Here is a 26,338-nt window from a genome sequence, read left to right as displayed (position 1 = left end):
TTATGTCATCCTCCTAAAACGGCGCATAATTGACTGCGAAATGATGTTCATAATAAAGGTAAACAAAAATAACGTTGCGCCTACAGCATACATGCTGTAATACGTAATCGTTCCATGCGGAGCATCACCTAAACTTACTTGCACAATATAGGCTGTTAACGTTTGAATAGAATGTGTCGGATCAAGCGATACATTTGGTGTGGATCCTGCTGCAATTACAACAATCATCGTTTCACCAATTGCACGAGAAGCTGCTAATATAATTGCTGCCATAATCCCTGTAAAAGCGGACGGAAACACCACTTGTTTTACCATTTCAAACCGCGTCGCTCCGAGTGCTAATGAAGCTTCTTTCGTCCCTTTCGCCACAGCTCTCATCGCGTCTTCAGATAGAGATGCAATTGTAGGCATCATCATAAATCCGATAACGATTCCTGGACTAATCGCATTAAAAAACTGTAAATCTGGTATAATCCTTTGTAAAAGCGGTGTAACAACTGTTAATGCAAAAAAACCATATACAATTGTCGGGATACCTGCTAATAGCTCTAACATCGGCTTTAATATTTTCCGTGCACTATTTGAAGCATATTCGCTTAAAAATACGGCACACGCTAAACCGATAGGAATTGCTACAAACATAGCAATTGCTGTTACAAGGAACGTTCCACATATAAGTGGTAATATACCGAATTTAGGATCTTCAAAAAATGGTAACCATTCTTTCTCCGTTAAAAAGGAGTATAATGATATTTTTTGAAAAAACATGATTGTTTCATTAGAGAGCGTAAAAACAATTCCAAGTGTCGTCACAATAGAAACACTAGCAATTATTTTTAGTAATAAAGGCACTATTCGATTGATTCGCTGCGTTTTTTTTCTTTGTTTTGTATTTCTTTCAATCAAATGTTGTACAGAAAATGTAATTTGACTTTTGTCATTATGAGCCAAAGATGAAAACCCCTTTCCACCCTGACATTACCCTTTTATTTCTGTTAACATACGCAGCTGTTCATTGTATTTTTCTTTTCTTAATTTTACATATCCGACCTCTTCAGCGAGGTTACCGACATGCTGAATCATAAACTCAACATAGTTTGCTACATTCATTTTATTTCGGATAGATGCATTATTCACATAAGTAAGTAGCGGCCTAGATAACGGCTTATACTTACCTGATTGAATGGTCTCTTTCGTCGGAAATACACCATTTACTTTTATTGCTTTCACCTTATCTCGATTAGCCATATAATAAGCATATCCTACAAAAGCAATGGCATGTTTATCATTCATTACCCCTTGCATAATAACTTGATCATCTTCAGACAAAGAGACTTTTTTTACAATGCGATGATTTTGTAAGATGACATTTTGAAAATAATCATACGTACCAGAGTCTACGCCTGGTGCATAAAACTTCACTTGTTCACGTGGCCATGTTGAATGAATTTGTGACCATCGCTTCTCTCTTCCATCTTCACTCCAAAGTAGTCGTAACTCGTCTACTGACATATCGTCTACCCATGTATTATGGCGATTCACAACAATCGTAAGACCGTCGTTAGCAACCTCAAAAGGTGTGAACTGAATAGAGTTTTTCTTCATTTCATTTTTCTCGACTTGTTTCATTACTCTCGAAGCATTATTTATATCTACTTCTCCTTTACTGAAACGATTAAATCCTCCCCCAGTTCCAGAAATACTGATGGAAATTTTCACGTCTGGATGCACCTTTGTATATTCCTCCGCTACTGCTTCTATAATAGGAAAAACCGTTGAGGATCCATCAACTCTCACTTCTCCCGTATCATTTAAAGCAAATGCATTAGACATTTCAAAACAGAGGAACCATATTGATAATACGAAAACTTTAATCGGTGTACGCATCCATTTCACGTGTTCTTCCTCCTAGAAGTAACCGAAAATAACAGGATTACAGATATAAGAATACTGCTAAACTATTAATTCGGTTTTAATTGTTTGTAAAAGTTTTGTAAAGTTCCACATAAATCAACATACGGTACAATTTCAATTCAGTAGTAGCTATTCATTTCCTCTGATGATTCCCTATAAAATATTTATCCCCTATCCCACCATATACAAGTATCATTTATACGGCCGCGTTTTTTTCAATGTTGTATACTTGTCCACATTTATTACACGATATGCATAAACCATAAAAAAAAGCACACTATCTTTTCAGATAGTGTGCTTTTTTACAACTTTTTTATTCATCATCTTGCTCTTTATTTTTATTGTCTTTATCATCTTTTGGAGCTTCACCATTTACTTCTTTGTTTTTTAAATCAAAGTAAGCGTCCATAATTTCACGACCAATATATCCATTAATACCAGTCTTATCATCATGTACCCACGGAACGACAACAGAGAATGCTACTTCTGGATCTTCAAGTGGCGCATAACCTACTAATGTTAAGTTATATGTTTCCACACGTTCACCGTTTGCCTTTCTACCAATCTCTTTATCTCCGCCATACACAGTTTGCGCGGTACCTGTCTTCCCTGCCGCTTTATATTTTGCACCTGTAAAGTATTTTGTAGCTGTACCACCTGAATCATTATAAACTTGTCTAAATCCTTCTTGAACACGTTTAATTTGCGATTCTGGCATATCAACACGATTTAATACTTTCGGTTCCATAGATTGAACAACTTTCCCAACTTCATCCGGTTTCACTGCCGGTTGACGAATTTCTTTTACAACTTGTGGTTGCATACGATATCCGCCATTGGCAATCGTCGAAATATATTGCGCTAATTGCAGCGGTGTATACGTATCATACTGTCCAATTGATAAATCTAGTAAGAAACCTGGTTGACTACTTCTACCCATCTGACCAGCAGATTCATTCGGTAAATCAATTCCTGTTTTTACACCAAGTCCAAACTGTCCGAAATAATAACGCATCGTATCAAATGCTTTTTGAGGTATATCTAACGTACCACCTCTCACATACTGAACACCGGCGATATTCATCGCTGTTTTAAACATATAAACGTTAGAAGACATTTTTAAAGCTGTAAGGTCATTAATGTATCCCATCGTTTTCCAAGACGACTTCGTAGGTGTACCTTTTAATTTAATTGGTTCATCCAATTGCACCGATCCTGGTTGAATCGCACCAGTTTGATATCCAGTAAGTACTGTTGCACCTTTTACAGTTGATCCCATCGGATAAGAACTTGTCATGGTACCTAATGCAAAGTCATTTACTTTCGTTTGACCATCTTCGTTAACTAATTGTTTCCCCGCCATAGATAAAACTTCGCCATTTTTTGGGTTCATCATTACAACGAATGCGCGATCTAAAAGAGGTTCGCTTCCTTTAAACCTCATTAAATTCTTCGCAAGAATATCTTCCACGCGCTTTTGTAATTCCATATCAATTGTTAAGTTCAGGTCATTACCACTTTGTCCTTTTGATACATTAATCGTTTCTAAAATATTACCGTTTTTATCTGTAACATTTCTAACTTCTGCTTTCGTACCGTGTAGGCTATCTTCATACTGTTGCTCAAGATAACTTTTTCCTACTCGGTCATTTCGATTATAATCACGAACAAGATAGTAATCTAGTCTTTCTCTCGGTAAACCTTCATCAGATGTCGACACCCCACCAAGTACACTTCGGAATAAATCATCGTACGTATATTTTCGATCCCAATCAACATTCGTATCTACACCTGGTAATGCTGCTAAGTTTTCACTAATAATCGAATATTCCTTTTCTGTAGCATCCTTTTTAATAACTTGAGGTGTCATTGCATATCCGCCATCCATCTTACTCTTAATCGCGAGTATTTCTAAATCTTTTGCGGATAATTGATTAACTTCTTCTTCTGTTACACGACTTCGCTGGCGCTCGTCTAATTCTTTATCATCAATTTTTTTATCTTTAAACTCTTGACGATCTTTATTCGTAATTTTTTCTTTAGCTTCCTCTTTATGCATAGCAAGCCAATAATCCTTTTTATCGCGATCCGTTAATTTATCTGTCGGTACTTCAATCAAATCTGCTAGCTTTTTCGCTGTTTCTAAGCGATCTTCTGCAGTTGATCCTTTCATTTTTGTAAATGTAATAGTACGAATGGCTACATTATCTACTACAGCTCGCCCATAACGGTCAAATATTTTCCCACGCGGTACAGGATTACTTATCGTTGAGTTTTCTTTCTTCTCCACTTCATTCTTATATTCTTCACCACGAACAATTTGTACATATCCGAGCCTTACAATAACCGCGGAGAACATTAAAAACACGCAGAAAAACAGCACGTTTAACCGAAAAGGAACGTGGGTCTTTTTCTTATTTTGCTTCTGTTTCTTGCTCATACAAACCCCCTCTACCAACAGCTATGTAATGTGAAAGGGACACCTTCATACAGGTGTCCTCACTGCTGTCTTACATCTTTTTCTATTCTAGCATAAAACAAACGAGAAGTTAACCTTCTGGTTCAGTTTGGTTTTGCGCGTTCCCTTGCGTTACAACACTTGCTTTACTCGCATTTCCCTCATCATATTTGACATTTTTAACTGCAAAATAAATAAGAAAATGTCCAGCACCTAAAATACATAATAAGTAAGGTAAACTTTTTTCAGGTGGAAAGAATAGTACAGCACATAAAAAACTTAAAATGGAACAGATTCTTCCGGCGTTTAACCACAGCTCCCGAACAACGACATATTCCACACGCCATTCTCTCGCATTTTTCGCTCTACCAATTACGTCATATGTCATTGATCCGTACGGAACAAGTAAAATAGGATATGCAATTGCAATACATGCCGCATAAATAAGTAATTTCGTGTATGTAACATTGAAAATAACTAAAAAGACGACAGCATATAAAATAATGCCTCCAAGTAAAATTGCTTTTTTTCGCCACTCCTTCTTTAACATACGAGCAACTAAGTAATAACATACAAAGGATACAGCAGAGTTCACTAAACTGTATTTCCCTAATGCAAACTCACTATTAGTTGCTAAATAAACATATACTGAAATGACAAAAATAAACGTTCCTTCTCTCAATCCTTGGAAAAAATGAGCTCGTGTAATCTTTCCCCAATTTTTATCAATCCGTCGTTCTTTCAATACTTGCACGATTTCATAACGCCCTTCACATTCTCTTTTAGATAAAAAGAAGCTTAAGACGACAGCAATTGCAAATAGAACTAATGAAAGAAAGAATATAACAGTATAGCCACTCCATTTCTCCATACGTGAAATTGTGTATCCTGCTGCTATTGGTCCAATCATTCCAGAGAAGGATGTAAGAAGTCCAAGAAACCCATTAAAGAAATCTCTTGTTTCTGGTTCTGTAATTTCAAATGTCAATAAGTTAAAAGCCAACCAGTAAAAACCGTATCCTACTCCTAAAAGAGCCCCCATTAATAAAATATACTGAGAAGCACTTTTCCCTGCTACTAAGACAACAATAAAAAAAATTGCGAGCGTCCCTACTCCTATTCGTAATAAAATCGAGCGATCGATACGTTTCGCTAATTTTCCCCCTACAAGAAATGTGAGAGGCTGTAATACCACGCTGGCTAAATTATACAAGCCAAGATTCACATAATTTTGTGTTTGTTTCCATAAATAAATATTTACAAACGTATTCGATAAAGAAATTGCGAGCGTGTATAAACCTCCTATAAGGAGCAATAACACTAAATCCCGATTCACTTCAACGTCACCAATTATATGTTTCCATTTCATACACAACTCTCCTTTACTTCATGTTCTAGTCTTCCAAAGACAAGCCCAATTATGTAAAAGGAAAGCATAGAAAAAAGCTAGGAGCTCTCCCCTAGCTTTTTCTATATTTATTACGATTATTTTGCTTCTTGGTAACGTTTTTCAGCAGCGTTCCAATCTACAACGTTCCAGAATGCGCCGATGTAGTCTGGACGACGGTTTTGGTAGTTTAAGTAGTAAGCATGCTCCCAAACATCTAAACCGATAACTGGAGTTTTACCTTCAGTTAAAGGAGAATCTTGGTTTGGAGTGCTTGTTACTTCTAACTCACCATTGTTTACTACTAACCAAGCCCAACCAGAACCGAAGCGAGTTGCGCCAGCTTTTGCGAATTCTTCTTTGAATGCATCGAAGCTACCGAATTTTGCTTCAATTGCAGTTGCAAGTTCACCTACAGGTTGTCCTCCGCCGTTTGGAGATAGGATTGTCCAGAAGAATGTATGGTTAGCATGTCCGCCACCATTGTTACGTACTGCTGTACGGATTGCTTCTGGTACTTCGTTTAAGTTTGCAACTAATTCTTCTACGCTTTTGTCAGCTAATTCTGCATGACCTTCTAAAGCAGCGTTTAAGTTTGTAATGTACGTGTTGTGATGTTTTGTATGATGGATGTTCATTGTTTCTTTGTCAAAGTGAGGCTCTAAAGCATCATACGCATAAGGTAAATTTGGTAATTCGTGTTTTGCCATTGTTATATTCCTCCCAGTTTATGTATTGCCACTTAAGTGACATACAACTTCATTCTACCCTAATTGCCATAGGGTGCAAACAAATAAATCACATTGTCTTGCTATCATTAAAGTAGCAAAATTCCCACTTCTTTTCAATTAAAATGCTCATATATTCCGTAAAAAAAGCTTCCTTCTACAAGGAAGCTTCCTGCTAACATAATAAACATGCGAAATGGATATGGACCCTGTAGGACTCGAACCTACGACCGGACGGTTATGAGCCGTCTGCTCTAACCAGCTGAGCTAAGGGTCCACAATTATGTATGTAACAACATATCAAATAGAGGAATTCCTATCGGATATGCTCTTTAAGAAATGTAAGATAAATTTACCATATAGAAAAGAAAAGTGTCAATTGTATTTTTCTTATTTAAAAGAAGAAAGTTAATAAAAGAAATTTAGTTATCTCCACTATATGTAAATATAATATATCTTGAGATTCTCTAGATTCCTACGTTACAATGATTTTATACATACATAAAGGAAGTGAATCTATGTCCATATTTACCCAATTCGTAAAAAGCATATACTCGCCTAAAGATATGGCGCTATTCCGTTTTCAAAAAATCGGTAAAACCATTTTGTATATTATGCTACTTTGCTTAATTACTACTATTCCAAGAACTTTTTTGTACGGTAGTTTTATCCAAGATGGTGTAGGCATGGTAAATCAAGTCATCGATAAAGATTTACCTGATTTTAAAATCGAAAATGGCGAACTAAAAGCCGATATTGATCAACCTATTGAAAAAGAAGAAGGAAATACACTTTTCGTATTTGATCCAAATTCAACAGACCTAGAAAAATATCAAAATAAAACAGGTTTATTTGTTTTAAAAGATAAAGTAGTCTCTATGGGAAATGGTCAAACACAAACGTATTCTTATAACGATTTGTTAGGTGCATCTCTTGAGAAAAAAGATCTACAAGAATTTATTTCTTTATTCGATAATATTTATCCAATTTTATTATTTGTTATTGGATTCTTAGTGTACCTATTCCAATTATTCATCACTTTTGTAGGCGTGACTTTACTTGCGTTCATCGGTTCTGCTATGAGCGGTCAACGTAAACTATCCTATAAACAAGTTTGGACACTAACTGCATACAGCTACACGATCCCAACCATTTTCTTCATGATTATGGATTTATTCAAAATCGTCGTACCTGGAGCAACGTTCATTTATATCGCTGTTGTTTTAATCGTTCTATACTTAACGATTAAAGAGGTACCCAAACCGAAAGAAAAATAAAAAATGCCTAAATAGGCATTTTTTTTTTGGACAAGCATATATTCCTAGCAAAGGAGTGAAGAATATGAAGAGATTAGGTATATTCCTATTCGTGCTTGTTCTCGGTTATATATTTTATTACGATATAAAAATCGGTACTTTACCGATGTTAAGTTCATATAAAAAAACAACTGCTGCTCAAACAATTAAAAAAGAAAACACAGACAGTCAACAAAATAAAGCGAACAAAACAGAAAAAGAAACGGATGTATCTTATAAAACAATTGAAGTAAAAACTGGTGAGACAGTTCTTTCTATTACAGAACAAATTAACAAGAAAAAAATTCCTTCCATAGAAAAAGTCATTGACGACTTTAAACAATTAAACAAAAGTACATCTGCTACAAAAATACAAATTGGAAAGTCTTATAAATTCCCGTTATATCAATAAGCTATCACTTAATCCTTGTCAATTACATAAAGGCGCTGATACAATAGTAAAAGTGAAACCGAGTACTTCGGTTTCTATAGCCCTATATCACGTATACTATCATTGATATGAGGGACTAAATAAGAAACTTCTTTTATAAGGAGAGCGATCTATTCGTGAATGAAATGACTCATCGTACAAAAACACGTCCAGTTAAAGTCGGTAATTTAACAATCGGCGGTAATAATGAATTAATTATACAAAGTATGACAACAACAAAAACACATGATGTTGAAGCAACAGTTGCTGAAATCAAGCGTTTAGAAGAAGCCGGCTGTCAAGTCGTCCGCGTTGCCGTTCCAGATGAACGCGCAGCAGATGCTATTGCTGATATAAAAAAACAAATCAACATTCCACTTGTTGCTGATATTCATTTTGATTATCGCCTTGCTTTAAAAGCAATTGAAGGTGGCATCGATAAAGTACGTATCAATCCAGGTAATATTGGTCGTCGCCATAAAGTAGAAGCTGTTGTAAATGCAGCAAAAGAGCGCGGTATTCCAATCCGTATCGGTGTAAACGCTGGTTCATTAGAGCGACACATTTTAGAAAAGTACGGGTACCCAACTGCAGATGGTATGGTTGAGAGCGCGCTACATCATATTAAAATTTTAGAGGACTTAGATTTCCACGATATTATCGTATCTATGAAAGCCTCTGATGTTAACTTAGCAATCGAAGCATACGAGAAAGCTGCTCGTGCTTTTGATTATCCATTACATTTAGGTATTACAGAATCTGGAACATTGTTTGCCGGAACTGTAAAAAGTGCTGCTGGTCTTGGAGCAATCTTAAATAAAGGCATCGGAAATACACTACGTATTTCATTAAGTGCTGATCCAGTTGAAGAAGTAAAAGTTGCTCGCGAATTATTAAAATCATTCGGTCTTGCGTCTAATGCAGCAACACTTATCTCGTGTCCAACTTGTGGTCGTATTGAAATCGATTTAATTAGCATTGCTAACGAAGTGGAAGAATACATCTCTACACTTCAAGTACCAATTAAAGTTGCAGTACTTGGTTGCGCTGTAAATGGCCCTGGTGAAGCTCGTGAAGCTGATATCGGTATTGCCGGTGCACGTGGAGAGGGATTATTATTCCGTAAAGGGCAAGTCGTTCGTAAAGTACCAGAAGAAACAATGGTAGAAGAACTGAAAAAAGAAATCGACGTAATTGCTGCTGAAATGGCTGCTGAACGAGAAAAAGAAAAAGAGACACAAGAACAATAAAAAGAAGGTTGCCACAATATTTGTGAGCAACCTTCTTTTCTACGTAAAAAAGCTCGTCAGTTACATAACCGACGAGCTTTTACTTTGCACATTTTGGACAACGACCATATATTTCAAACTTATGACCCGTTACTTCATAACCAGTAAAATCTTTATTCATAAAATCCATTGGGCAGGAAGTAATCTCTTTCGTCCCCCCACAATCCAAACAAATAAAATGATGATGATGTTCCATAATAGAACAAGTAAAACGAAAATGTTTTTCGCCATTTAATTCCGTTTGTTCTAAAACACCAATCTCAGCAAAAACTGTTAAGTTACGATAAATCGTATCAAAACTAAGCCCTGGATAATCGTCTTTCATATGTTCTAAAACGTCTTTCGCAGTTAAATAACGATTATGTGCTGCAAATAATCTGAGCATCTCTTCTCTTTTTCCAGTATGTTTATATCCTTTTTCTTTCATTAGGCGTAAAGCTTCTGTTAGATTCATACCTATCCCTACTTTATGCAGTTTTTTTCTTCTTCCATAAAATCGCACCGATTAAAATAAGAACTGCTATCATAACAATTGTACCACCTGGCGCTAGATCAAGTTGATACGAAGCAAACATTCCACCAATTACTGCAATTTCACCAAATAAAATGGAAAAGAAAATTGTTTGTTTAAATCCTTTAGCAATACGAATACTTGCTGCAACTGGTAATGTCATTAATGATGATACGAGAAGAACCCCCACTACACGCATTGATACTGCAATGACAAGAGCAACTAATATAATGAAAATAAAATGAATCCATTTCGCTCTTAAACCAGTTGATACTGCGTATTCCTCATCAAATGATAATAGAAACAGCTCTTTATATAATAAAATAATTGTCGCAACAACAACAATTGCTACAATCCCAATAATAATTAAATCTGTACTTGTTACAGCACTGACACTACCAAATAAATAACTAAATAAGTCTGTGTTAAATCCATTTGCAAGTGAAATGAAAATAACTCCAACCCCCATCCCTGCCGAAAGGATAATTGGAATTGCTAATTCTTGATAGTGCTTATATACAGTTCGTAACTTTTCGATTAGTAGCGCTCCACCAATCGAGAAAATCATCCCCATATATAAGGGGTTTAAAAATCCCCCTGTAAAAATGGTTTTTTCAAGTAATAAACTTGCTGCAATACCCGATAACGTCACGTGACTTAATGCATCCGCAATAAGAGATAAACGACGAATAACAACAAACACACCAATTAGCGGTGCAACAAGTCCAATTAAAATACCTGCGTATAAAGAATTACGTAAAAAGTCATATTGTAAAAAATCTTGTATCATTATATCCTCCCGTGATGCTCATGTTCGTGTTCTAAACGATGAACATGATGTCCATATAAGACGGACATTTCTGCATCTTCTAACTCTCGGAACTTCTCTACATTTCCATGGAAATGTAGATGTTGGTTTAGGCATGCAACATGTGTTACTTTTTCAGTAACAGCTCCCATATCATGAGTAACAAGAATTAATGTAATCCCGAGCCTTTTGTTTAAATCCTCTAATATTTCGTAAAAACTTTCCACATTTTTCACATCGATTCCAACAGTAGGCTCGTCCAAAATAAGCAATTCAGGATCACTAACGAGCGCACGAGCAATAAATACACGCTGTTGCTGTCCACCAGAAAGCTCTCCAATGTTACGACCTTGAAACTCACTCATCCCTACATCAGCAATTGCTTTTTCTACCTTTTTTTTATCCTCTTTTGTAAAAAAGCGAAAAAGCCCTTTTTTCGAAACAAGTCCCATTGAGACAACTTCAGAAACAGTTGCTGGAAAACCAGAATTGAAACTATTTGCCTTTTGGGATACATAACCAACTTTGTTCCATTCCTTAAACTTCTTACTATCAACGCCAAACACGCGTATGCTTCCTTCTTTTGGCTTTAAAACGCCTAATAAACACTTAAGTAAAGTTGATTTACCTGAACCATTCGGTCCCACTAAACCTAAAAAAGCTCCCTTCGGAACTTGCAAATTAATATTTTCTAACACATTCCGATCTTCATATCGGAATGTTAAACCTTCAATTTCTAATATATTATTCATAGCATCTCACCTATTTTAATTCAGAATGATTCCGATTTATATCTATTTGAATTATAGTACAGCTTATTATAGTTGTAAACCAATCTGCCTAAAATATATCTATTTTTTCAAGAAACCTTACTATTATAACAAAAAGCAGAGAAAAATTCTCTGCTTTCAAAAAATATTCCTATAAACTTTTAGTGAATAGCCGATTTAAACTTACCACCATTTGTCTCTTGCGTGCTCATAATCGTAACAAACGCATTTTCATCAATTTCATGCACAATCGATTTTAACTTCGTCACTTCTAGACGCGTTACAACTGCATAAATAACTTCTTTTTCTTTATCCGTGTAACCACCTTTTGCTACAAGCTTTGTCGTTCCACGGCCAAGACGATGCAAAATCGCGTTTGATACTTCCTCATATTGATCAGATACAATTAAAACCGCCTTCGTTTCATCTAGCCCTTGAATTACTGTATCGATTGTTTTAAATGCGATATAGTACGTCATAACAGAATACATCGCTTGTTCCACACCAAACACAAATGCTGCCCATGCAAAAATAAATAAGTTCACAAACATTACGAATTCACCAACAGAGAACGGTAGTTTCTTCGTTAATAAAATCCCCATAATTTCAGTTCCATCTAACGACCCACCATGACGAATTACAAGTCCTACACCAAGACCTAAAATAAGCCCACCAAACACTGTCGCTAAAATAGGTTCTGTTGTAAATGGTGGCACCGCATGTAACGTTGACTCAATGAAAGCTAACGCTACAATACCAAATGTCGAAGATAACATAAATGTTTTTCCAATTTGCTTATAACCGGAATACATAAATGGGATATTGAGAACAACGACTAAAGTAGAAAAACTTAACCACCAAATGTTAGGAGTAAGATAATCTAATATAAGAGAAATACCAATAATTCCACCATCAATAATTTTATTTGGCATTAAAAATAGTTCAATCGCCACCGCCGCGCATGCTGCTCCAAAAATAATCATAACTAAACGATAAATAAGATGAATAACACTTTCTTTTCGATGTTGCTTTTGCTCCATAAGTCCTCCCTTTACTCTTTTTCTGTAGTTTTGTCCTTATATTATAACATACGCTTCTTTTCCTCATGAAAAAGAAACTCCACACGAATATGTACAAGCTATATGCTCATATATTTCGATAGAAGAACGCGTGAAGGAGGATAATAAGATGAACCTCATTAAACAAATTGTTAATAAAAAATTAAATCATATTTCTACAAAAGAGCTATTAAAATATAGCAAAGAATATGAAGTTCCCATTACAGCCGCACAAGCTGATCAAATCGTTTTACTTATGAAGGGTAAAAATATTAATATTTACGATAACAACGAGCGACTAGAGCTTTTAAAACAAATCGCAAAAGTAACTTCCCCTGCCACTGCCCAACAAGTAAATACATTATTTCAGCAACTACTAAAATAAGGAGGGGATTTCCCCCTCCTTATTGCGCTTTAATTTTTTCAAGAAGCCCTTCATCAAAAGTGCCGTTTTTCAGCATTTCGATTTCCAATTTGTATGGTGGCTTCTTATCTTTTTTATCTTCCCCTACATACGGTGTTTCAAGAATTTTTGGTACATGCATTAACTGTGGATGATGTACAATGTGATGCAATGCTTTATACCCAATGTGACCAAATCCAATGTTTTCATGACGGTCTTTTCCTGCTCCGCGTACATTTTTACTATCATTAATATGAAGTACTTGTAAACGATCTATACCAACGATCTTATCAAATTCGTTTAATACGCCGTCAAAGTCATTTACAATATCATATCCTGCATCGTGCGTATGACACGTATCAAAGCATACAGATAGCTTTTCATTATATTTTACACCATCAATAATTTTTGCAATTTCTTCAAAGCTACGACCGCATTCTGTTCCTTTTCCTGCCATCGTCTCTAACGCAATGTTAACCGTCTGTTCTGGCGTTAATACTTCATTAAGCCCTTTAATAATTTGTTGAATACCAGCATCTGCTCCAGCACCAACGTGCGCTCCTGGGTGAAGAACAATTTGTTTCGCTACACCTAATGCCGATGTTCTTTCAATTTCCATGCGAAGAAAGTCTACGCCTAATTGGAATGTTTCTGGCTTCGTCGTATTCCCAACATTAATAATATACGGCGCATGGACGATAATTTCCTCAATTCCGTTCAGCTCCATATGTTTTCTTCCTGCTTCTATGTTCAATTCTTCAATTGGTTTTCTTCGTGTATTTTGCGGTGCACCTGTATAAATCATAAACGTTGTTGCACCGTATGAAACAGCCTCTTCACTTGCTGCTAATAACATTTTCTTACCACTCATGGAAACATGAGATCCAATCTTTAACATACAATCACCTCTTCAATATACAATAGATATAATGATAGCATAATTTGTAGAAATATGTAGTGAATTGTTTGTTCACAAAAGACGCACTACACAAATTCATATGACTATTTAGACAGACTATACTCTTCATTTAAATTAGCGGGATTAAAAAAAGATAAGGGAAACCCCTTATCTTTTTTTATTGCTATATTTTCTCTTCACTTTGTCACGTTCTGTTGCAAGTTTACGTTTATAGTTTGGTTTTACTTTTTTCGGTTTTTTAATAACTTTCGTTGCCATAACATCAAGTTCGTCATTTGGTTTTTTACGGCTCTTACGACGACGACGCTCACCTAAATCTGCCCACTCATCTCCACGTAAATCTACATGTTTAAACTCGATATGACGTTGTTTTTCTAAGCTATCTAACGCTTCTTCGTTTGCTGGATCATAAATCGTCACTGCAATACCAGAATGCCCTGCACGTGCTGTTCTTCCAACGCGGTGAACGAAGAAATCTAAATCTGATGGTAGCTCATAGTTAATAACATGGCTAATCCCTTCAATATCAATACCACGTGCTGCTAAATCAGTCGCAACAATATATTGGAATTCAAGGTCACGAATTTGTTTCATCATTTTTTTACGATCACGTGGTGATAAATCCCCGTGAATTCGTCCAACTTTTAAGCCACGTTCCATTAATCCATCAGCAACTTGGTCTGCCATCTTTTTCGTATTCGTGAAAACAACTGCTAAATACGGTTTAAATTGAAGTAGCATTTTATGCACTAAATCAATTTTATTACGATGTTTAGAAGGCACTAAATAGTGTTCAATGTTTCCAGCTGCAACTTGTTTTGGATTGATATGAATATGCTCTGGATTCTCCATATATTTCTTCAGAAACGGTTTTAGTTTTTGAGGAATTGTTGCAGAGAAAACTAACATTTGCAAGTTTTTAGGCATGCGTGCTGCAATTTTGTCTACATCATGAATGAATCCCATATCAAGCATTAAGTCTGCTTCATCGACAATAATCGTATTTGCTTTATGAACAAATAATGCTTGTTCTTCAACTAAGTCTTTAATACGTCCTGGTGTCCCAACTACGATATGAGGTTGTTTTTTCAATTTCTCAATTGAACGTTGTTTATCAGTTCCACCAATTAAACAACGTGCTGTAATCATTTGGTCTTCCGCACAAAACTTTGTTAATTTCACGATTTCTTCGTAAATTTGTTGTGCTAACTCACGAGTAGGCGCTGTAATAACAAGTTGTACTTCTTCACGACTTGCATTAATTCTGTTTAATGTAGGAAGTAAGTATGCATGTGTTTTCCCAGAACCTGTTTGGGATTGTCCAATTACACTTACACCTTTTTTCACGACCGGGAAAATTTTCTGCTGAATTCCTGTCGGCTCTGTAAAGCGTAGTTCACGAACTGCATCTATTAAAAATGGTTTAAAATCATACTGTGTAAAAGTTTGTTGTGTCATAAGTTACACCTTCTTTCTAAAATTTCTACTGCGCGCACAAATCAGTCAAGTCTACATTATATCGAAATCTACAAGTAAAATCCATCTTTAGTTTAGGTTTTCACTTCAAAAACTAACCTTCTTCCCTTTTATTGCATATTGTATGTGTATATACCTAACTGAAGAAAGGAGGATTTCTCACATGTTTCCGAAATCCCCTACAAGGCAAATGTATCCGAATCCAGGGCAGCAACCTTATACACCATATCCAATTCCACAACTACCACCAATGGCACAAAAAAAGAAAGGTTTTCTTGCTAAGCTTTTTAAAAAACACGATCCAACCGAGCCGTTTATGCAAATGGTTCCACCTTACCGACAAATGGAAGGGCAACCGATGATGCATCAGCAACCACCACCGCAGCAATATCAACAGCAATATCCGCAGCAATACCAGCAACAATATCCGCAGCAACATCCACAATATCAACCATACATGCAGCAACATCCTGAGCAAATGATACCGCCTCAAATGTATGAATCAAATGAAACGCGCGGCGGCGCAACTACAACTGCGGCAACAGCAAGCAGTGGCATCGGCAGTTTTTTTTCGAACTTAATTTCGAATCCAACTAATATGATAAATAACATCGAAAAAGTATCCCAAGTCGTTCAATCTGTAGGTCCTGTCGTCGAACAATATGGTCCTATTATGCGTAGTCTACCAAGCATTGTTAAAATCCTCACCTCTGGAAAAAGCACGGAAGAAAATCAAACGGAAAATGTAACAGAGCCAGTTGAGGTAGAAAGTCCGCCTCCTGCACCTCAAAAAAAGAAACGAAAACGAAAGAAAATAGTGATTGAACCTGTAATAGAAAAAGAGTTACCGAAAGAACCAGTTCAACAAACAGCAACAAAACCAAAACTATATGTGTAACAATCCTTTGTTTTCTATCCACTCCTCCTTTATAATGTAAAAGACTATGCACAAAAGTATCCCTTGTTTAGAAGGAGAGGATTACTCATATGAAAATTGTTAAAATTTCCCCTCGTGGTTATTGCTACGGTGTTGTCGATGCAATGGTAATTGCACGTAACGCCGCATTAGATAAATCATTGCCGAGACCCATTTATATTTTAGGTATGATTGTTCACAATAAACATGTTACAGACGCTTTTGAAGAAGATGGAATCATCACATTAGACGGTCCAAGTCGCTTAGAAATTTTAGATAAAATTGATTCTGGTACTGTTATTTTCACTGCACACGGTGTTTCTCCAGAAGTTAAACAACGCGCAAAAGAAAAAGGTTTAACAACAATCGATGCTACTTGCCCAGATGTTACCAAGACGCATGACCTTATCGAAGCTAAGAAAGCGGAAGGGTATCATGTCATTTATATCGGTAAAAAAAATCATCCAGAGCCAGAAGGCGCAGTTGGTATTGCACCTGACATCGTTCACCTTATCGAAAGAGCCGATGATTTAAAAACATTAGAAATCCCAACAGATAAAATTTTAGTAACAAATCAAACAACGATGAGTCAATGGGATGTTCAACATTTAATGGAGGACATTCAAAAAAAATTCCCAACAGCAGAATTCCATAAAGAAATTTGTTTAGCAACTCAAGTTCGCCAAGAAGCTGTCGCTAAACAAGCTGATGTTGCAGACTTAACAATTGTTGTTGGTGATCCGAAAAGTAACAATTCAAATCGCTTAGCACAAGTATCACAAGAAATCGCGGGTACAAAAGCATATCGAGTTGCTGATGTAAGCGAAATTCAATTAGAGTGGCTACAAGGTGTAGAAAACGTAGCTGTTACAGCAGGTGCTTCTACTCCAACGCCAATTACGAAAGAAGTTATCGCTTTCTTAGAGCAATATAACCCAATGAATCCCGCTACATGGGAAAGAGTTCGAAAAGTACCGTTACAAAAAATATTACCTCGCGTGAAAGTGAAAAAAGAACAATAATAAAAACCGTTGCTTGCATGAGCAACGGTTTTTATTTTTCTTATACAAATATAAATGGATCTGTATGTAACTGCGAAGCATGAATGTGTACATTGAGTTTCTTTGCATCCACTTTTTCTTGTAATTGCTTTTGTACACCTTGTTTCATTACTTTTTCAACATTATGTCCTGGGTCAACTATATTTAAACCGAGCATCATCGCATCATGAGCAACATGATAGTACATGTCACCAGTTACATATACATCTGCTCCTTTAAATTTCGCTTGGTTTATATATTTATTACCATCTCCACCAAGTACAGCTACTTTACGCACTTTATCGTCTAACTTACCGACAACTCTTGCGCCCTTCACGTCTAATGATTGTTTCACATGTTCTGCAAATTGACCAAGCGTCATTTCTTCTTGTAAGTATCCTATTTTTCCTAGGCCTAACGTTTCACCTTTATTATCAAGCGGATACACATCGTATGCTACTTCTTCATAAGGGTGCGCCGTTACCATTGCTTTAATCACTTTCCGCTGTAATGAAGCTGGAATAATCGTTTCGATTCGCACTTCTTCTACACGTTCTAACTGTCCAGTTTCCCCGATATAAGGATTTGTCCCCTCTTGAGGTACAAATGTGCCTGTACCCTCGCTACTAAACGTACAGTGGCTATAATTGCCGATATGACCAGCACCTGCGTCTCCTAATGCTTTCCTTACTTCTTCTGCATGAGTGACTGGCACAAACACAACAACTTTTTTCATTTCTTCTGCATATGTCGGTGCCAAAACTTCTGTATTTTGCAATCCTAACGCCTCAGCAAGTAAATCATTTACCCCGCCCTTAGCAACATCCACATTTGTATGCGCTGCATAGATTGCAATATCATTTTTAATACACTTTTCAATAATTTTCCCATACACCTTATCTGTATGAATCGCTTTTAACGGGTTAAAAATTAAAGGATGATGAGCAATAATGACATTTGCCCCTAATTGAATTGCTTCATCCACAACTTCTTCCGTTACATCTAACGCAATCAATACGTGCCGCACGGGTTTATTAAGCGCTCCAATCTGCAGGCCAATCTTATCTCCTTCCATCGCCAAATGCTTGGGATACATACTTTCAAATAAAGAAATAATTTCATGGCCATTTGGAATTTTACTCATGATAAAACCTCCCCTATCATTTTCATTTTCGCTTCTACTTCCCCACGCTTCGCTTTTGTTTCTTCAGAATCAGCTGCACGTTCTAACTGTTTTAAAATATTTTGGAAGTTTTTTAATTCTCCTTCCCATTTTTCAACGAAGGCTTCACTTTTTTCTGTTATTAAAAATGGTCCCATAAACAATTCAGCTTGTTTATTTTCAGAGTAAGGCGCTGCAACATTTCCTTGCTCCCCTACTAAAATTTCGTAAATTTTCCCATCTTCTTTTACGATTTTTTCATGGATAAGCTCCCAACCATTCTCAATAAACCATTCACGAATATGATGAGCTGCAATATTAGGCTGTAAAATTAAACGTGTTACACCTTCTAATTTTTCTTTACCACTTTCTAAAATGTCACGAATTAACGCTCCGCCCATTCCGGCAATCGTAATTACATCTACTTCTCCTGGTGCGATAACAGCTAATCCATTCCCTTTACGCACATCTACTTTATCTTGTAAACCACTTTCAGCTACAGTTGCTTGCGCAGAGCGAAATGGTCCATCTACAACCTCTCCTGCAACTGCTTTTGTAGCAATATTATTTATAATTGTATAACACGGTAAATACGCATGATCCGATCCAATATCAGCGACTGTAGATCCTACTGGTATTTCACGTACAACTTCTTCTAATCGTTTTGAAAGCTTTACTTCATTCATGTATTTCCATTACTCCTTCTCTTGTCAGTCTGTCTCCATGATAATGAATTTATAGTAGTTGTTGCAAGCCCATAACAACAATTCACTGCTCTATCATTCATCGTATTTTAGAAAATATAGAAAAACAAGCCCTTTGCATAAGCAAAAGGCTTGTCATACGGAACTTTATTTTTTCTTCGATAACCAATCAGCTACTTTAGCGGCTTGATCAGCTGGAACTATATTGGCAGGCATATTGCCTTTTCCTTTCGAAAGAATTTCTTTAATTTCATCCTTTGAAAGTTTCCCACCAATTTTTTGTAAGTTAGGTCCAACTGCCCCTTGTAACTGATCACCATGGCAGCTCGTACAGCTTTGCTTCACAATATCTTCTGGTTTTGATGCCGTTTGTGCTGGCTTCCCGCCATTTTTTGCATCAGCTAACTCTTTAGATTTATTTAGCCCCTGAAATGAAAATACAAACATAACGATAATACCCAATGCTGCAATAAGAGCGAACGGAATCAGCGGATTACGTTTCATATCTCTTCTCCCCCCTCTATATCCCTAAATAGTTAGATGATTCAGTCATTTCCATTGTACTTGAAAACGCTCTATCAGAAAAGAGTAAACTACCACTTGTTAAAAATATTCCATAAATTCAGTTTATTGTTTTTTATTGTCATATCGCTTATTATTTCGATAATTATTAACGTTTCTCATCATATTTTTCTCTTTTCTACATATATTTTTGTATAGAATAAACAAAATTAATCGAAAAATCGAAAAATGAGCATTTGCAAATCAAAAGACAATTCTGTAAAATAAATTACAAGAAATTGTAATCGTTGCCGATAGCTAAATTTTAACAAAAATTAACAAAATAAAAAAGTTTACTTCACAATGGTGAAGTAAACTTAAAAAATAACCTATTCTAAGAAATCCTTAAGACGCTTACTACGGCTTGGATGTCTTAATTTGCGAAGTGCTTTTGCTTCAATTTGACGGATACGCTCTCTCGTTACGCCGAATACTTTCCCAACTTCTTCAAGCGTACGAGTTCGTCCATCATCTAAACCGAAACGAAGACGTAGAACATTTTCTTCACGATCTGTTAGCGTATCTAACACATCTTCTAATTGTTCTTTTAGCAATTCATAGGCTGCATGGTCCGCAGGCGATGTTGCTTCTTGGTCTTCAATAAAGTCACCTAAATGGGAGTCATCTTCTTCACCAATTGGTGTTTCAAGAGAAACTGGCTCCTGTGCAATTTTTAAGATTTCACGTACTTTTTCTGGAGCAAGATCCATTTCTTCACCAATCTCTTCAGGAGACGGTTCACGACCTAAATCTTGTAATAATTGGCGTTGTACACGAATTAACTTGTTAATCGTTTCAACCATATGAACTGGAATACGAATTGTTCGCGCTTGGTCTGCAATGGCACGTGTAATAGCTTGGCGAATCCACCAAGTTGCATACGTACTAAATTTGAAACCTTTACGATAATCGAACTTTTCAACAGCTTTAATTAGACCCATATTACCTTCTTGAATTAAGTCTAAGAAAAGCATACCACGGCCTACATAGCGCTTTGCAATACTTACTACAAGACGTAAGTTTGCTTCTGCAAGACGACGTTTCGCTTCTTCATCGCCTTCTTCAATACGCGTTGCAAGTCGAATTTCTTCTTCTGCAGATAGTAAGTCTACACGACCAATTTCTTTTAAATACATACGAACAGGATCGTTGATTTTAACCCCAGGTGGTACACTTAAATCATTGAGATCAAACTCTTCTTCTGTTTTTGTAATTTGGCGATTATTAGGGCCTTCTTCGTTGTCATTATCACCAACTAAATCAATGCCTTGTTCACCTAAATATTCATAGTATTCATCCATTTGATCGGATTCAATTTCAAATCCATTCATGCGTTCTGCAATCTCTTCATATGTAAGAACGCCACGTTTTTTTCCGAGCTCAGTGAGTTGTTCTTTCACTTGCTCAAGGGTCATTTCAGTTTCAATTTGTTTAGAACGAGCTGGTTTGTCAGCCATCTGTTCCCCTCCTTACGCGAGATACAAACATTCATTATACTAAAACTTTATCAAAAAAGCTATTTTCTCGCTTTTTGATTTTGTAAATATGCTACATAATATTTAGCAGCCTCTACAGGATCTGTTTTTTCCATTTGTTTCACTTTAAAGATAATTTCCATCTTTTCAAGTTTTTCTTGATGCCGTCTAAGCGTCTCCAAATGGCCTTGCAACACTTCTTCTGTGTATTCTGGATTAATAAATTCATCCGTCGAAATATCAGTGATAATATTTTTCAACTTTTCATCAGAGAGCCAACTTAAAAATGTTCCGACTGAAGGTTCATTTCCCTTTTCATAATATGCGTATAGTTCATATAAAATCCCTTTATGTTCTTCTGTATGAAAATCTTCTATATGGGATTCCATACGAACAGCTACTTCTGCACTTTGCAACATATGGTAAATAATTTCTCTTTCCGCTCTTTCAAAACCTGTTAACTTCGGTTTTGTTTGAACGACTTGAGACGGTTTAGCAACCTGCTTTATTTGTTTTTGCTGTACCTTTTGTTCTTTGCGATATTGGTGCAATTGGTTCAAAAGTGTTTCCATTGAATACGAAAATTCTTGCGATAATGACTTCAAATATGACTCTGCCTGCATCGCATCTTGTAACAACGATAACTCTTTTAAAACACTCTTCACATATTCTTCTTTGCCAGACTCATCTTGCAAATTTTTCCCTAAACGCAAATAATTTATTTTAAAACCAACAAAACTCACACTTGATTTCACAAGATTTTCAAAAGCAGTAGTCCCATATTGTTGCACATATTCATCAGGATCAAGCTTATCTGGCAAGGATGTGACTTTCACTTGGCAACCAACTTTTAGCAATAATTGCCCTGCTTTCATCGTCGCTTCTCGCCCTGCTTTATCACCATCATAGCAAAGAACAACAGTTTCAACGTTACGTCGCAGAAGTTTTGCTTGTTCTTCAGTTAAAGCTGTTCCCATTGTCGCAACAGCTTCTTCCACACCACTTTTTACCGCAGCTAGTACATCGGCATATCCTTCGAAAAGAACCACTTGCCCACGCTTTCTAATAAACGGTCTTGCTTGGTGGAAGTTATACAACAATTTACTTTTGTGAAAAATCGGTGTTTCAGGGCTATTTAAATATTTCGGAGTGTCATCTCCTAACGCCCTTCCACTAAACGCTATCACCTTACCTTGTAACGTATAGATCGGGAACATAACTCTTCCACGGAAGCGATCATAATGACTACCATCCTTCTCACTTCTTATTAGAAGGCCAGCTTGTTCCATACTAGACAGCGATAAACCTCTTTTTTGTAAAATTTTCGTCGCTGCATCCCAAGCAGGTGATGCATAACCAATTTCAAACTTCTCAATCATCTCTTTCGTAATACCACGGTTTAATAAATATGAAAGTGCTTCATTTCCCTCTTCCGTATTTACTAATAAATGATGATAATACTTTTTCAATAATTCATGAGCTTGTTGCATGATGACAGTGTCATCAGATATGTCTTCTTGTTGTCCTTGCCCTGATGTATACTCTGCAACCGCAATTCCATTTCTTTCGCCTAGCTTTTGAACAGCCTCGGTAAAAGCCAGTCCTTCCATTTTCATTAGAAAGGAAAATACATTTCCACCTTCTCCACATCCGAAGCAATGAAAAATTTGCTTATCAGATGAAACAGAGAATGAAGGAGAATTCTCACCATGAAATGGACAAAGGCCGAAATAGTTACGCCCCTGTTTTCTAAGTTGAACGTATTCACCAATGACTTCTACAATATCGGATGATGTCCGAATCTGTTCAACAACTTCTTCGGGAATTCTGTTCCCCATAACTCCATCTCCGTGTCGTATTTTGTATTCGATATAAATTAAAAAATTCCTTTATAATTCGACAATATTTTTCTAAACTTGTTAGAAAGTGTTGCCGATTACATTGTATAAACGATTTTGAACCTTTCCTATAGGTCCTTTATCTGCATAAATCGCATATACATACTTGCTATATAAAATTGTATACATTTGCTCATCTGTTACAAATGTATCTCTTAGAAACAATACATATACACCTTTTTATAAGAAGAGTAGCAAGCCACATATACTGTTTGATCTTGAGATTTGTAACTTTTTCATGTTGATCCATATAACGATCAACTCCATTTTGTTCAGTATCTACAAAGATCCAATTGCCTTGCTATTTCCTTAAAGGATGAGCATATGATGCGACAAACAAAATTCCGACATGAAATTCCGCTCCAACTTGCACAATTTCAGCCTTCACGGGATATACATCTACACCAACTAATATGTTGTTGATGCTTTGCATATTTCTGTATTCTACATCCCTTCTGCGAATCCTTCCATAATGTGCGTTTTCTTGTATAGATTTTGTCGATTTAACGTAATTACATGTCTTTTTCGTAAATCCTATCCCTAGTTTATTCTGAAAAATTAAAGTCTAAACGTAAAATATAGGTTTTTATCACAATTTTTTATTATAATATATTTTCTTCAACTACGCTACATATCCCTTTATTTTTTCATCTTACATTTCAGGATGACAAACTCACACCTTGAATATACTAAAAGACAAAGGAGTATAAGTATAACCATTACACTACAATCTATTACAAAATCCATAGGTATCAGATTTCACACGAGCGAAAAAAGCACATTCACCTTTGGTAAATGTGCTAAAACATTTTTTGGTTTTGCACTGCATTCACAATAATATTTGCTGTTTCTTCAATCGCTTTATTCGATACATCGATTACTTGGCAATTTATTTTACTAATTACTTCCTCAAAATGATTAATTTCTTCTTGAATACGATTAATATTTGCATATGTTGCTCCATCACTTAATCCAAGTGATTTTAATCGTTCTTTTCGAATATGATTTAACTTATCTGGCGTAATTTTCAAACCGAAACATTTTTCTTTTGCCACTTGATATAGTTCTTCAGGTGGGTCAACTTCTGGCACGAGTGGTACATTCGCAACTTTCAAGCGTTTGTTATGAGCTAAATATTGGGAAAGTGGTGTTTTTGATGTACGCGAAACACCAATCAACACGATATCCGCTTTTAAAATACCTCGTGCATCTCTGCCGTCATCATACTTCACAGCAAACTCAATCGCTTCAATCTTTTTAAAGTATTCTTCATCTAACCTACGGACAACGCCTGGCTCATATCTCGGCACTTGCCCCGTAATTTCTTCTATTTGATCAATAAGAGGGCCGATAATATCGTATGCCTCTACCCCTTCTTTTGCAGCCTCTGTTACTAAATATTTGCGCATATCAGGCTTAACTAACGTAAAACATATAAGTGCTTGATTACTCTTAGCAATCGAAATCACTTCTTTTAGTGTCCCTGTATCTTCTACATATGGTACACGTCTAATATCAGGAGCAAACGGGAATTGCCCCATTGCTGCTCGAACAACCAAATCAGCCGTTTCCCCTACAGAGTCAGATACGACATATACGATTTTATTATCCATTACATTACCTCACTTTAAACAAATTACACTTATTCGTTATTTACTAAATTTACAAACGCACGTGTAATATTTGTTTTTGTAATTCGCCCAATCACTTCTAAACCTTGTTTCGTATCTTTTACAACTGGCATTGCATCAATCTGTCTTTCTATTAATTCCATCGCAATATCATATAAAGAATCCTCTCTACGACACATCGCAATGTTTGGCATCCTTGTCATGATAATATTAACCGGAAGAGAGGTTAAATCCTGCTTTCCTAAGCTCGCTCTTAATAAATCTTTACGAGACACAACACCAACTAATAGAGTCATCTGATCTACAACGAACAATGTACCAACGTCCTCTAAAAACATCGTACAAATTGCATCGTATACGGAAACATTTTTATCAATTACAACCGGTCTAGATTGATAATCTTGTACTTTAATTTTCTTAACAGCTTCAGATAATAGCTGCCCCCCAGTTTTACCCGTATAAAAATAACCTACGCGTGGACGTGCTTCTAAATAACCAGCCATCGTTAAAATTGCTAAGTCTGGTCTTAGCGTCGCACGTGTTAGACCCAATTGCGCTGCAATTGATTCCCCTGTAATAGGACCGTGATCTTTTACAATCTGAATGATATGTTCTTGCCGTTTATTCAGCTCTATGATAATCACCACCTTTAATGCACAACGAAAAAAGTTATACTATCTCTTAAATATTATATACTAAATATGCTATTCGAAAAAGAAAGTATGTAAAAAGGACCGTATACGGCCCAAAATTATATTTGAAACTTATCAAGTTGTTCTAAAAAACGTCTTGATTTCAAATAAATTCCGCAATATTCATCATAATATGTATTCAATACTAAACGCATTTGTTTTTTTGTGCTATCCTTTACCGATACATTTCCGAGCCTATGTAAATCGAAATGGAAGAAAAGACGTAATAATTTATGAACAGCTTCTCCTACCGGTATACGATACGGGTCTTGCTCTGCATGACGTGAGCACAGAAAACCGCCTTCCCTAACGGAGAAGGCGACAAAGTCTGTTTCTTGATGACAAATCGCACATGTATCAAAGTACGGGCGCATCCCTAATACCGGAAGCATTTTCGTTTGATAAATTAATGATAATACTTCTGGATCAACACCCTCACACATATAATGCAACGTTTGATATAACATTTCAAATAAATACGGATTATGTTTTTTATCTTCTGTTGCTTTATCAGTTAATTCAACAATAAATGATGCATAAGCAGTTAAAAATATATCCTCGCGAATTTCTTTCATAGTTGAAATAATCTCGCCTTGTTGCAATGTTCCAAGCCCAGATCCCATTTGAATAAGAAACTGGCCATGTGTCATTAATTGCGACACAGATGCTAATCGGCTTTTCGGTTTTTTTGCCCCTCTTGCCATTGCACTTACCTTACCAAGTTCTCTTGAGAATATTGTAACAATCTTGTTCGTTTCTCCGTAATCTGTCGTACGGATAACGATGCCCTCAACTTTTTGAAACATGTTCGTC

26 protein-coding genes and 1 tRNA gene are annotated in these 26,338 nt (G+C 36.2%); 6 read left to right on the top strand and 21 right to left on the bottom strand.

Translation table 11 applies throughout. The features are described 5' to 3' along the window. The 6 genes from pstC to MKY38_RS00620 form a co-directional block, all read right to left on the bottom strand. Window positions 1-951 (bottom strand): phosphate ABC transporter permease subunit PstC, encoded by a 951-nt coding sequence (pstC, locus tag MKY38_RS00645; protein ID WP_000940918.1) that lies wholly within the window; start codon window positions 949-951, stop codon window positions 1-3. 27 nt (window positions 952-978) lie between these two features. After that, entirely contained in the window at window positions 979-1,896 is a 918-nt protein-coding gene (locus tag MKY38_RS00640; RefSeq protein WP_341047813.1) for a PstS family phosphate ABC transporter substrate-binding protein, read from the bottom strand. 331 nt (window positions 1,897-2,227) lie between these two features. Continuing rightward, window positions 2,228-4,354 (bottom strand): peptidoglycan D,D-transpeptidase FtsI family protein, encoded by a 2,127-nt coding sequence (locus tag MKY38_RS00635; RefSeq protein WP_000038977.1) that lies wholly within the window; start codon window positions 4,352-4,354, stop codon window positions 2,228-2,230. A gap of 109 nt (window positions 4,355-4,463) precedes the next feature. Next, window positions 4,464-5,741, bottom strand: coding sequence for an MFS transporter (locus tag MKY38_RS00630; protein ID WP_000871384.1), 1,278 nt, complete (start codon window positions 5,739-5,741; stop codon window positions 4,464-4,466). Between the two features lie 116 nt (window positions 5,742-5,857). Continuing rightward, window positions 5,858-6,469 (bottom strand): superoxide dismutase [Mn], encoded by a 612-nt coding sequence (gene sodA / locus MKY38_RS00625; protein WP_001052031.1) that lies wholly within the window; start codon window positions 6,467-6,469, stop codon window positions 5,858-5,860. A gap of 221 nt (window positions 6,470-6,690) precedes the next feature. After that, window positions 6,691-6,764 (bottom strand) — tRNA-Ile (locus tag MKY38_RS00620). 241 nt (window positions 6,765-7,005) lie between these two features. Between MKY38_RS00620 and yqgB the strand changes: the two genes are divergently transcribed. From yqgB to ispG, 3 genes are all read left to right on the top strand, one after another. Further along, window positions 7,006-7,764, top strand: a complete 759-nt coding sequence (gene yqgB / locus MKY38_RS00615) for a protein YqgB (RefSeq protein ID WP_000021898.1) — start codon at window positions 7,006-7,008, stop codon at window positions 7,762-7,764. 64 nt (window positions 7,765-7,828) lie between these two features. After that, a complete protein-coding gene (gene yqfZ, locus MKY38_RS00610; protein ID WP_000825414.1) occupies window positions 7,829-8,194 on the top strand; it encodes a protein YqfZ in 366 nt (121 codons plus the stop codon). Between the two features lie 164 nt (window positions 8,195-8,358). Beyond that, entirely contained in the window at window positions 8,359-9,462 is a 1,104-nt protein-coding gene (ispG, locus tag MKY38_RS00605; protein WP_153577907.1) for a flavodoxin-dependent (E)-4-hydroxy-3-methylbut-2-enyl-diphosphate synthase, read from the top strand. Between the two features lie 79 nt (window positions 9,463-9,541). Here the strand turns inward: ispG and MKY38_RS00600 are convergent, their stop codons facing one another. The 4 genes from MKY38_RS00600 to MKY38_RS00585 form a co-directional block, all read right to left on the bottom strand. Further along, window positions 9,542-9,955, bottom strand: coding sequence for a Fur family transcriptional regulator (locus MKY38_RS00600; protein WP_001054516.1), 414 nt, complete (start codon window positions 9,953-9,955; stop codon window positions 9,542-9,544). Between the two features lie 13 nt (window positions 9,956-9,968). Next, window positions 9,969-10,802 carry a metal ABC transporter permease gene (locus MKY38_RS00595; protein ID WP_000613815.1) on the bottom strand — a complete coding sequence of 278 codons (834 nt, stop codon included), beginning with the start codon at window positions 10,800-10,802 and terminating at the stop codon, window positions 9,969-9,971. Next, window positions 10,802-11,572, bottom strand: coding sequence for a metal ABC transporter ATP-binding protein (locus MKY38_RS00590; RefSeq protein ID WP_001059662.1), 771 nt, complete (start codon window positions 11,570-11,572; stop codon window positions 10,802-10,804). Before MKY38_RS00590 ends, MKY38_RS00595 begins: the two co-directional genes overlap by 1 nt. A gap of 179 nt (window positions 11,573-11,751) precedes the next feature. Continuing rightward, window positions 11,752-12,630, bottom strand: coding sequence for a YitT family protein (locus tag MKY38_RS00585; protein ID WP_000435963.1), 879 nt, complete (start codon window positions 12,628-12,630; stop codon window positions 11,752-11,754). A gap of 148 nt (window positions 12,631-12,778) precedes the next feature. Here MKY38_RS00585 and MKY38_RS00580 point away from each other — a divergent pair, with 148 nt between their 5' ends. Next, the gene (locus MKY38_RS00580; protein ID WP_001048954.1) at window positions 12,779-13,033 is read left to right on the top strand and encodes a DUF2624 domain-containing protein; all 255 of its coding nucleotides are present in this window, start codon (window positions 12,779-12,781) and stop codon (window positions 13,031-13,033) included. Window positions 13,034-13,052: 19 nt separating this feature from the next. On the opposite strand, the gene MKY38_RS00575 is transcribed toward MKY38_RS00580, so the two are convergent. Continuing rightward, window positions 13,053-13,949: a deoxyribonuclease IV gene (locus MKY38_RS00575; RefSeq protein ID WP_000912460.1), complete on the bottom strand. Its 897-nt coding sequence runs from the start codon at window positions 13,947-13,949 to the stop codon at window positions 13,053-13,055. A gap of 168 nt (window positions 13,950-14,117) precedes the next feature. Next, the gene (locus tag MKY38_RS00570) at window positions 14,118-15,428 is read right to left on the bottom strand and encodes a DEAD/DEAH box helicase (RefSeq protein ID WP_000194017.1); all 1,311 of its coding nucleotides are present in this window, start codon (window positions 15,426-15,428) and stop codon (window positions 14,118-14,120) included. A 181-nt stretch (window positions 15,429-15,609) separates the two neighbouring features. Here MKY38_RS00570 and MKY38_RS00565 point away from each other — a divergent pair, with 181 nt between their 5' ends. Together MKY38_RS00565 and MKY38_RS00560 are read left to right on the top strand one after the other, a co-directional pair. Next, window positions 15,610-16,344, top strand: coding sequence for a YqfQ family protein (locus MKY38_RS00565; RefSeq protein ID WP_070180505.1), 735 nt, complete (start codon window positions 15,610-15,612; stop codon window positions 16,342-16,344). A gap of 89 nt (window positions 16,345-16,433) precedes the next feature. Continuing rightward, the gene (locus tag MKY38_RS00560; RefSeq protein ID WP_000706662.1) at window positions 16,434-17,384 is read left to right on the top strand and encodes a 4-hydroxy-3-methylbut-2-enyl diphosphate reductase; all 951 of its coding nucleotides are present in this window, start codon (window positions 16,434-16,436) and stop codon (window positions 17,382-17,384) included. Between the two features lie 40 nt (window positions 17,385-17,424). On the opposite strand, the gene MKY38_RS00555 is transcribed toward MKY38_RS00560, so the two are convergent. The 9 genes from MKY38_RS00555 to recO form a co-directional block, all read right to left on the bottom strand. Further along, a complete protein-coding gene (locus MKY38_RS00555) occupies window positions 17,425-18,546 on the bottom strand; it encodes a Nif3-like dinuclear metal center hexameric protein (RefSeq protein WP_065222850.1) in 1,122 nt (373 codons plus the stop codon). Next, complete coding sequence (locus MKY38_RS00550; RefSeq protein ID WP_065222849.1) at window positions 18,543-19,250, bottom strand: tRNA (adenine(22)-N(1))-methyltransferase; 708 nt, start codon at window positions 19,248-19,250, stop codon at window positions 18,543-18,545. The genes MKY38_RS00555 and MKY38_RS00550 overlap by 4 nt, the downstream gene beginning before the upstream one ends. Window positions 19,251-19,415: 165 nt before the next feature. Beyond that, window positions 19,416-19,772 carry a cytochrome c550 gene (gene cccA, locus MKY38_RS00545; protein ID WP_000828141.1) on the bottom strand — a complete coding sequence of 119 codons (357 nt, stop codon included), beginning with the start codon at window positions 19,770-19,772 and terminating at the stop codon, window positions 19,416-19,418. A gap of 386 nt (window positions 19,773-20,158) precedes the next feature. Continuing rightward, window positions 20,159-21,286 carry an RNA polymerase sigma factor RpoD gene (gene rpoD, locus MKY38_RS00540; protein WP_000764066.1) on the bottom strand — a complete coding sequence of 376 codons (1,128 nt, stop codon included), beginning with the start codon at window positions 21,284-21,286 and terminating at the stop codon, window positions 20,159-20,161. A gap of 59 nt (window positions 21,287-21,345) precedes the next feature. Beyond that, window positions 21,346-23,142 carry a DNA primase gene (gene dnaG, locus MKY38_RS00535; protein WP_000528221.1) on the bottom strand — a complete coding sequence of 599 codons (1,797 nt, stop codon included), beginning with the start codon at window positions 23,140-23,142 and terminating at the stop codon, window positions 21,346-21,348. A gap of 81 nt (window positions 23,143-23,223) precedes the next feature. Further along, window positions 23,224-23,367, bottom strand: coding sequence for a hypothetical protein (locus MKY38_RS00530; protein WP_000479733.1), 144 nt, complete (start codon window positions 23,365-23,367; stop codon window positions 23,224-23,226). Window positions 23,368-24,002: 635 nt separating this feature from the next. After that, a complete protein-coding gene (locus tag MKY38_RS00525) occupies window positions 24,003-24,815 on the bottom strand; it encodes a pyruvate, water dikinase regulatory protein (RefSeq protein WP_000368937.1) in 813 nt (270 codons plus the stop codon). A 29-nt stretch (window positions 24,816-24,844) separates the two neighbouring features. After that, complete coding sequence (locus MKY38_RS00520; protein WP_000583756.1) at window positions 24,845-25,477, bottom strand: helix-turn-helix transcriptional regulator; 633 nt, start codon at window positions 25,475-25,477, stop codon at window positions 24,845-24,847. 107 nt (window positions 25,478-25,584) lie between these two features. Continuing rightward, window positions 25,585-26,331: a DNA repair protein RecO gene (recO, locus tag MKY38_RS00515; protein WP_000487013.1), complete on the bottom strand. Its 747-nt coding sequence runs from the start codon at window positions 26,329-26,331 to the stop codon at window positions 25,585-25,587. Between the last annotated feature and the right edge of the window lie 7 nt (window positions 26,332-26,338).

The sequence above is a fragment of the Bacillus sp. FSL R5-0585 genome (assembly GCF_038004545.1).
GTDB classification, from domain to species: Bacteria; Bacillota; Bacilli; order Bacillales; family Bacillaceae_G; genus Bacillus_A; species Bacillus_A cereus.
The sequence above is the reverse complement of the archived record's forward strand: the minus strand, read 5'-3'. Positions and strand labels throughout refer to the sequence as shown.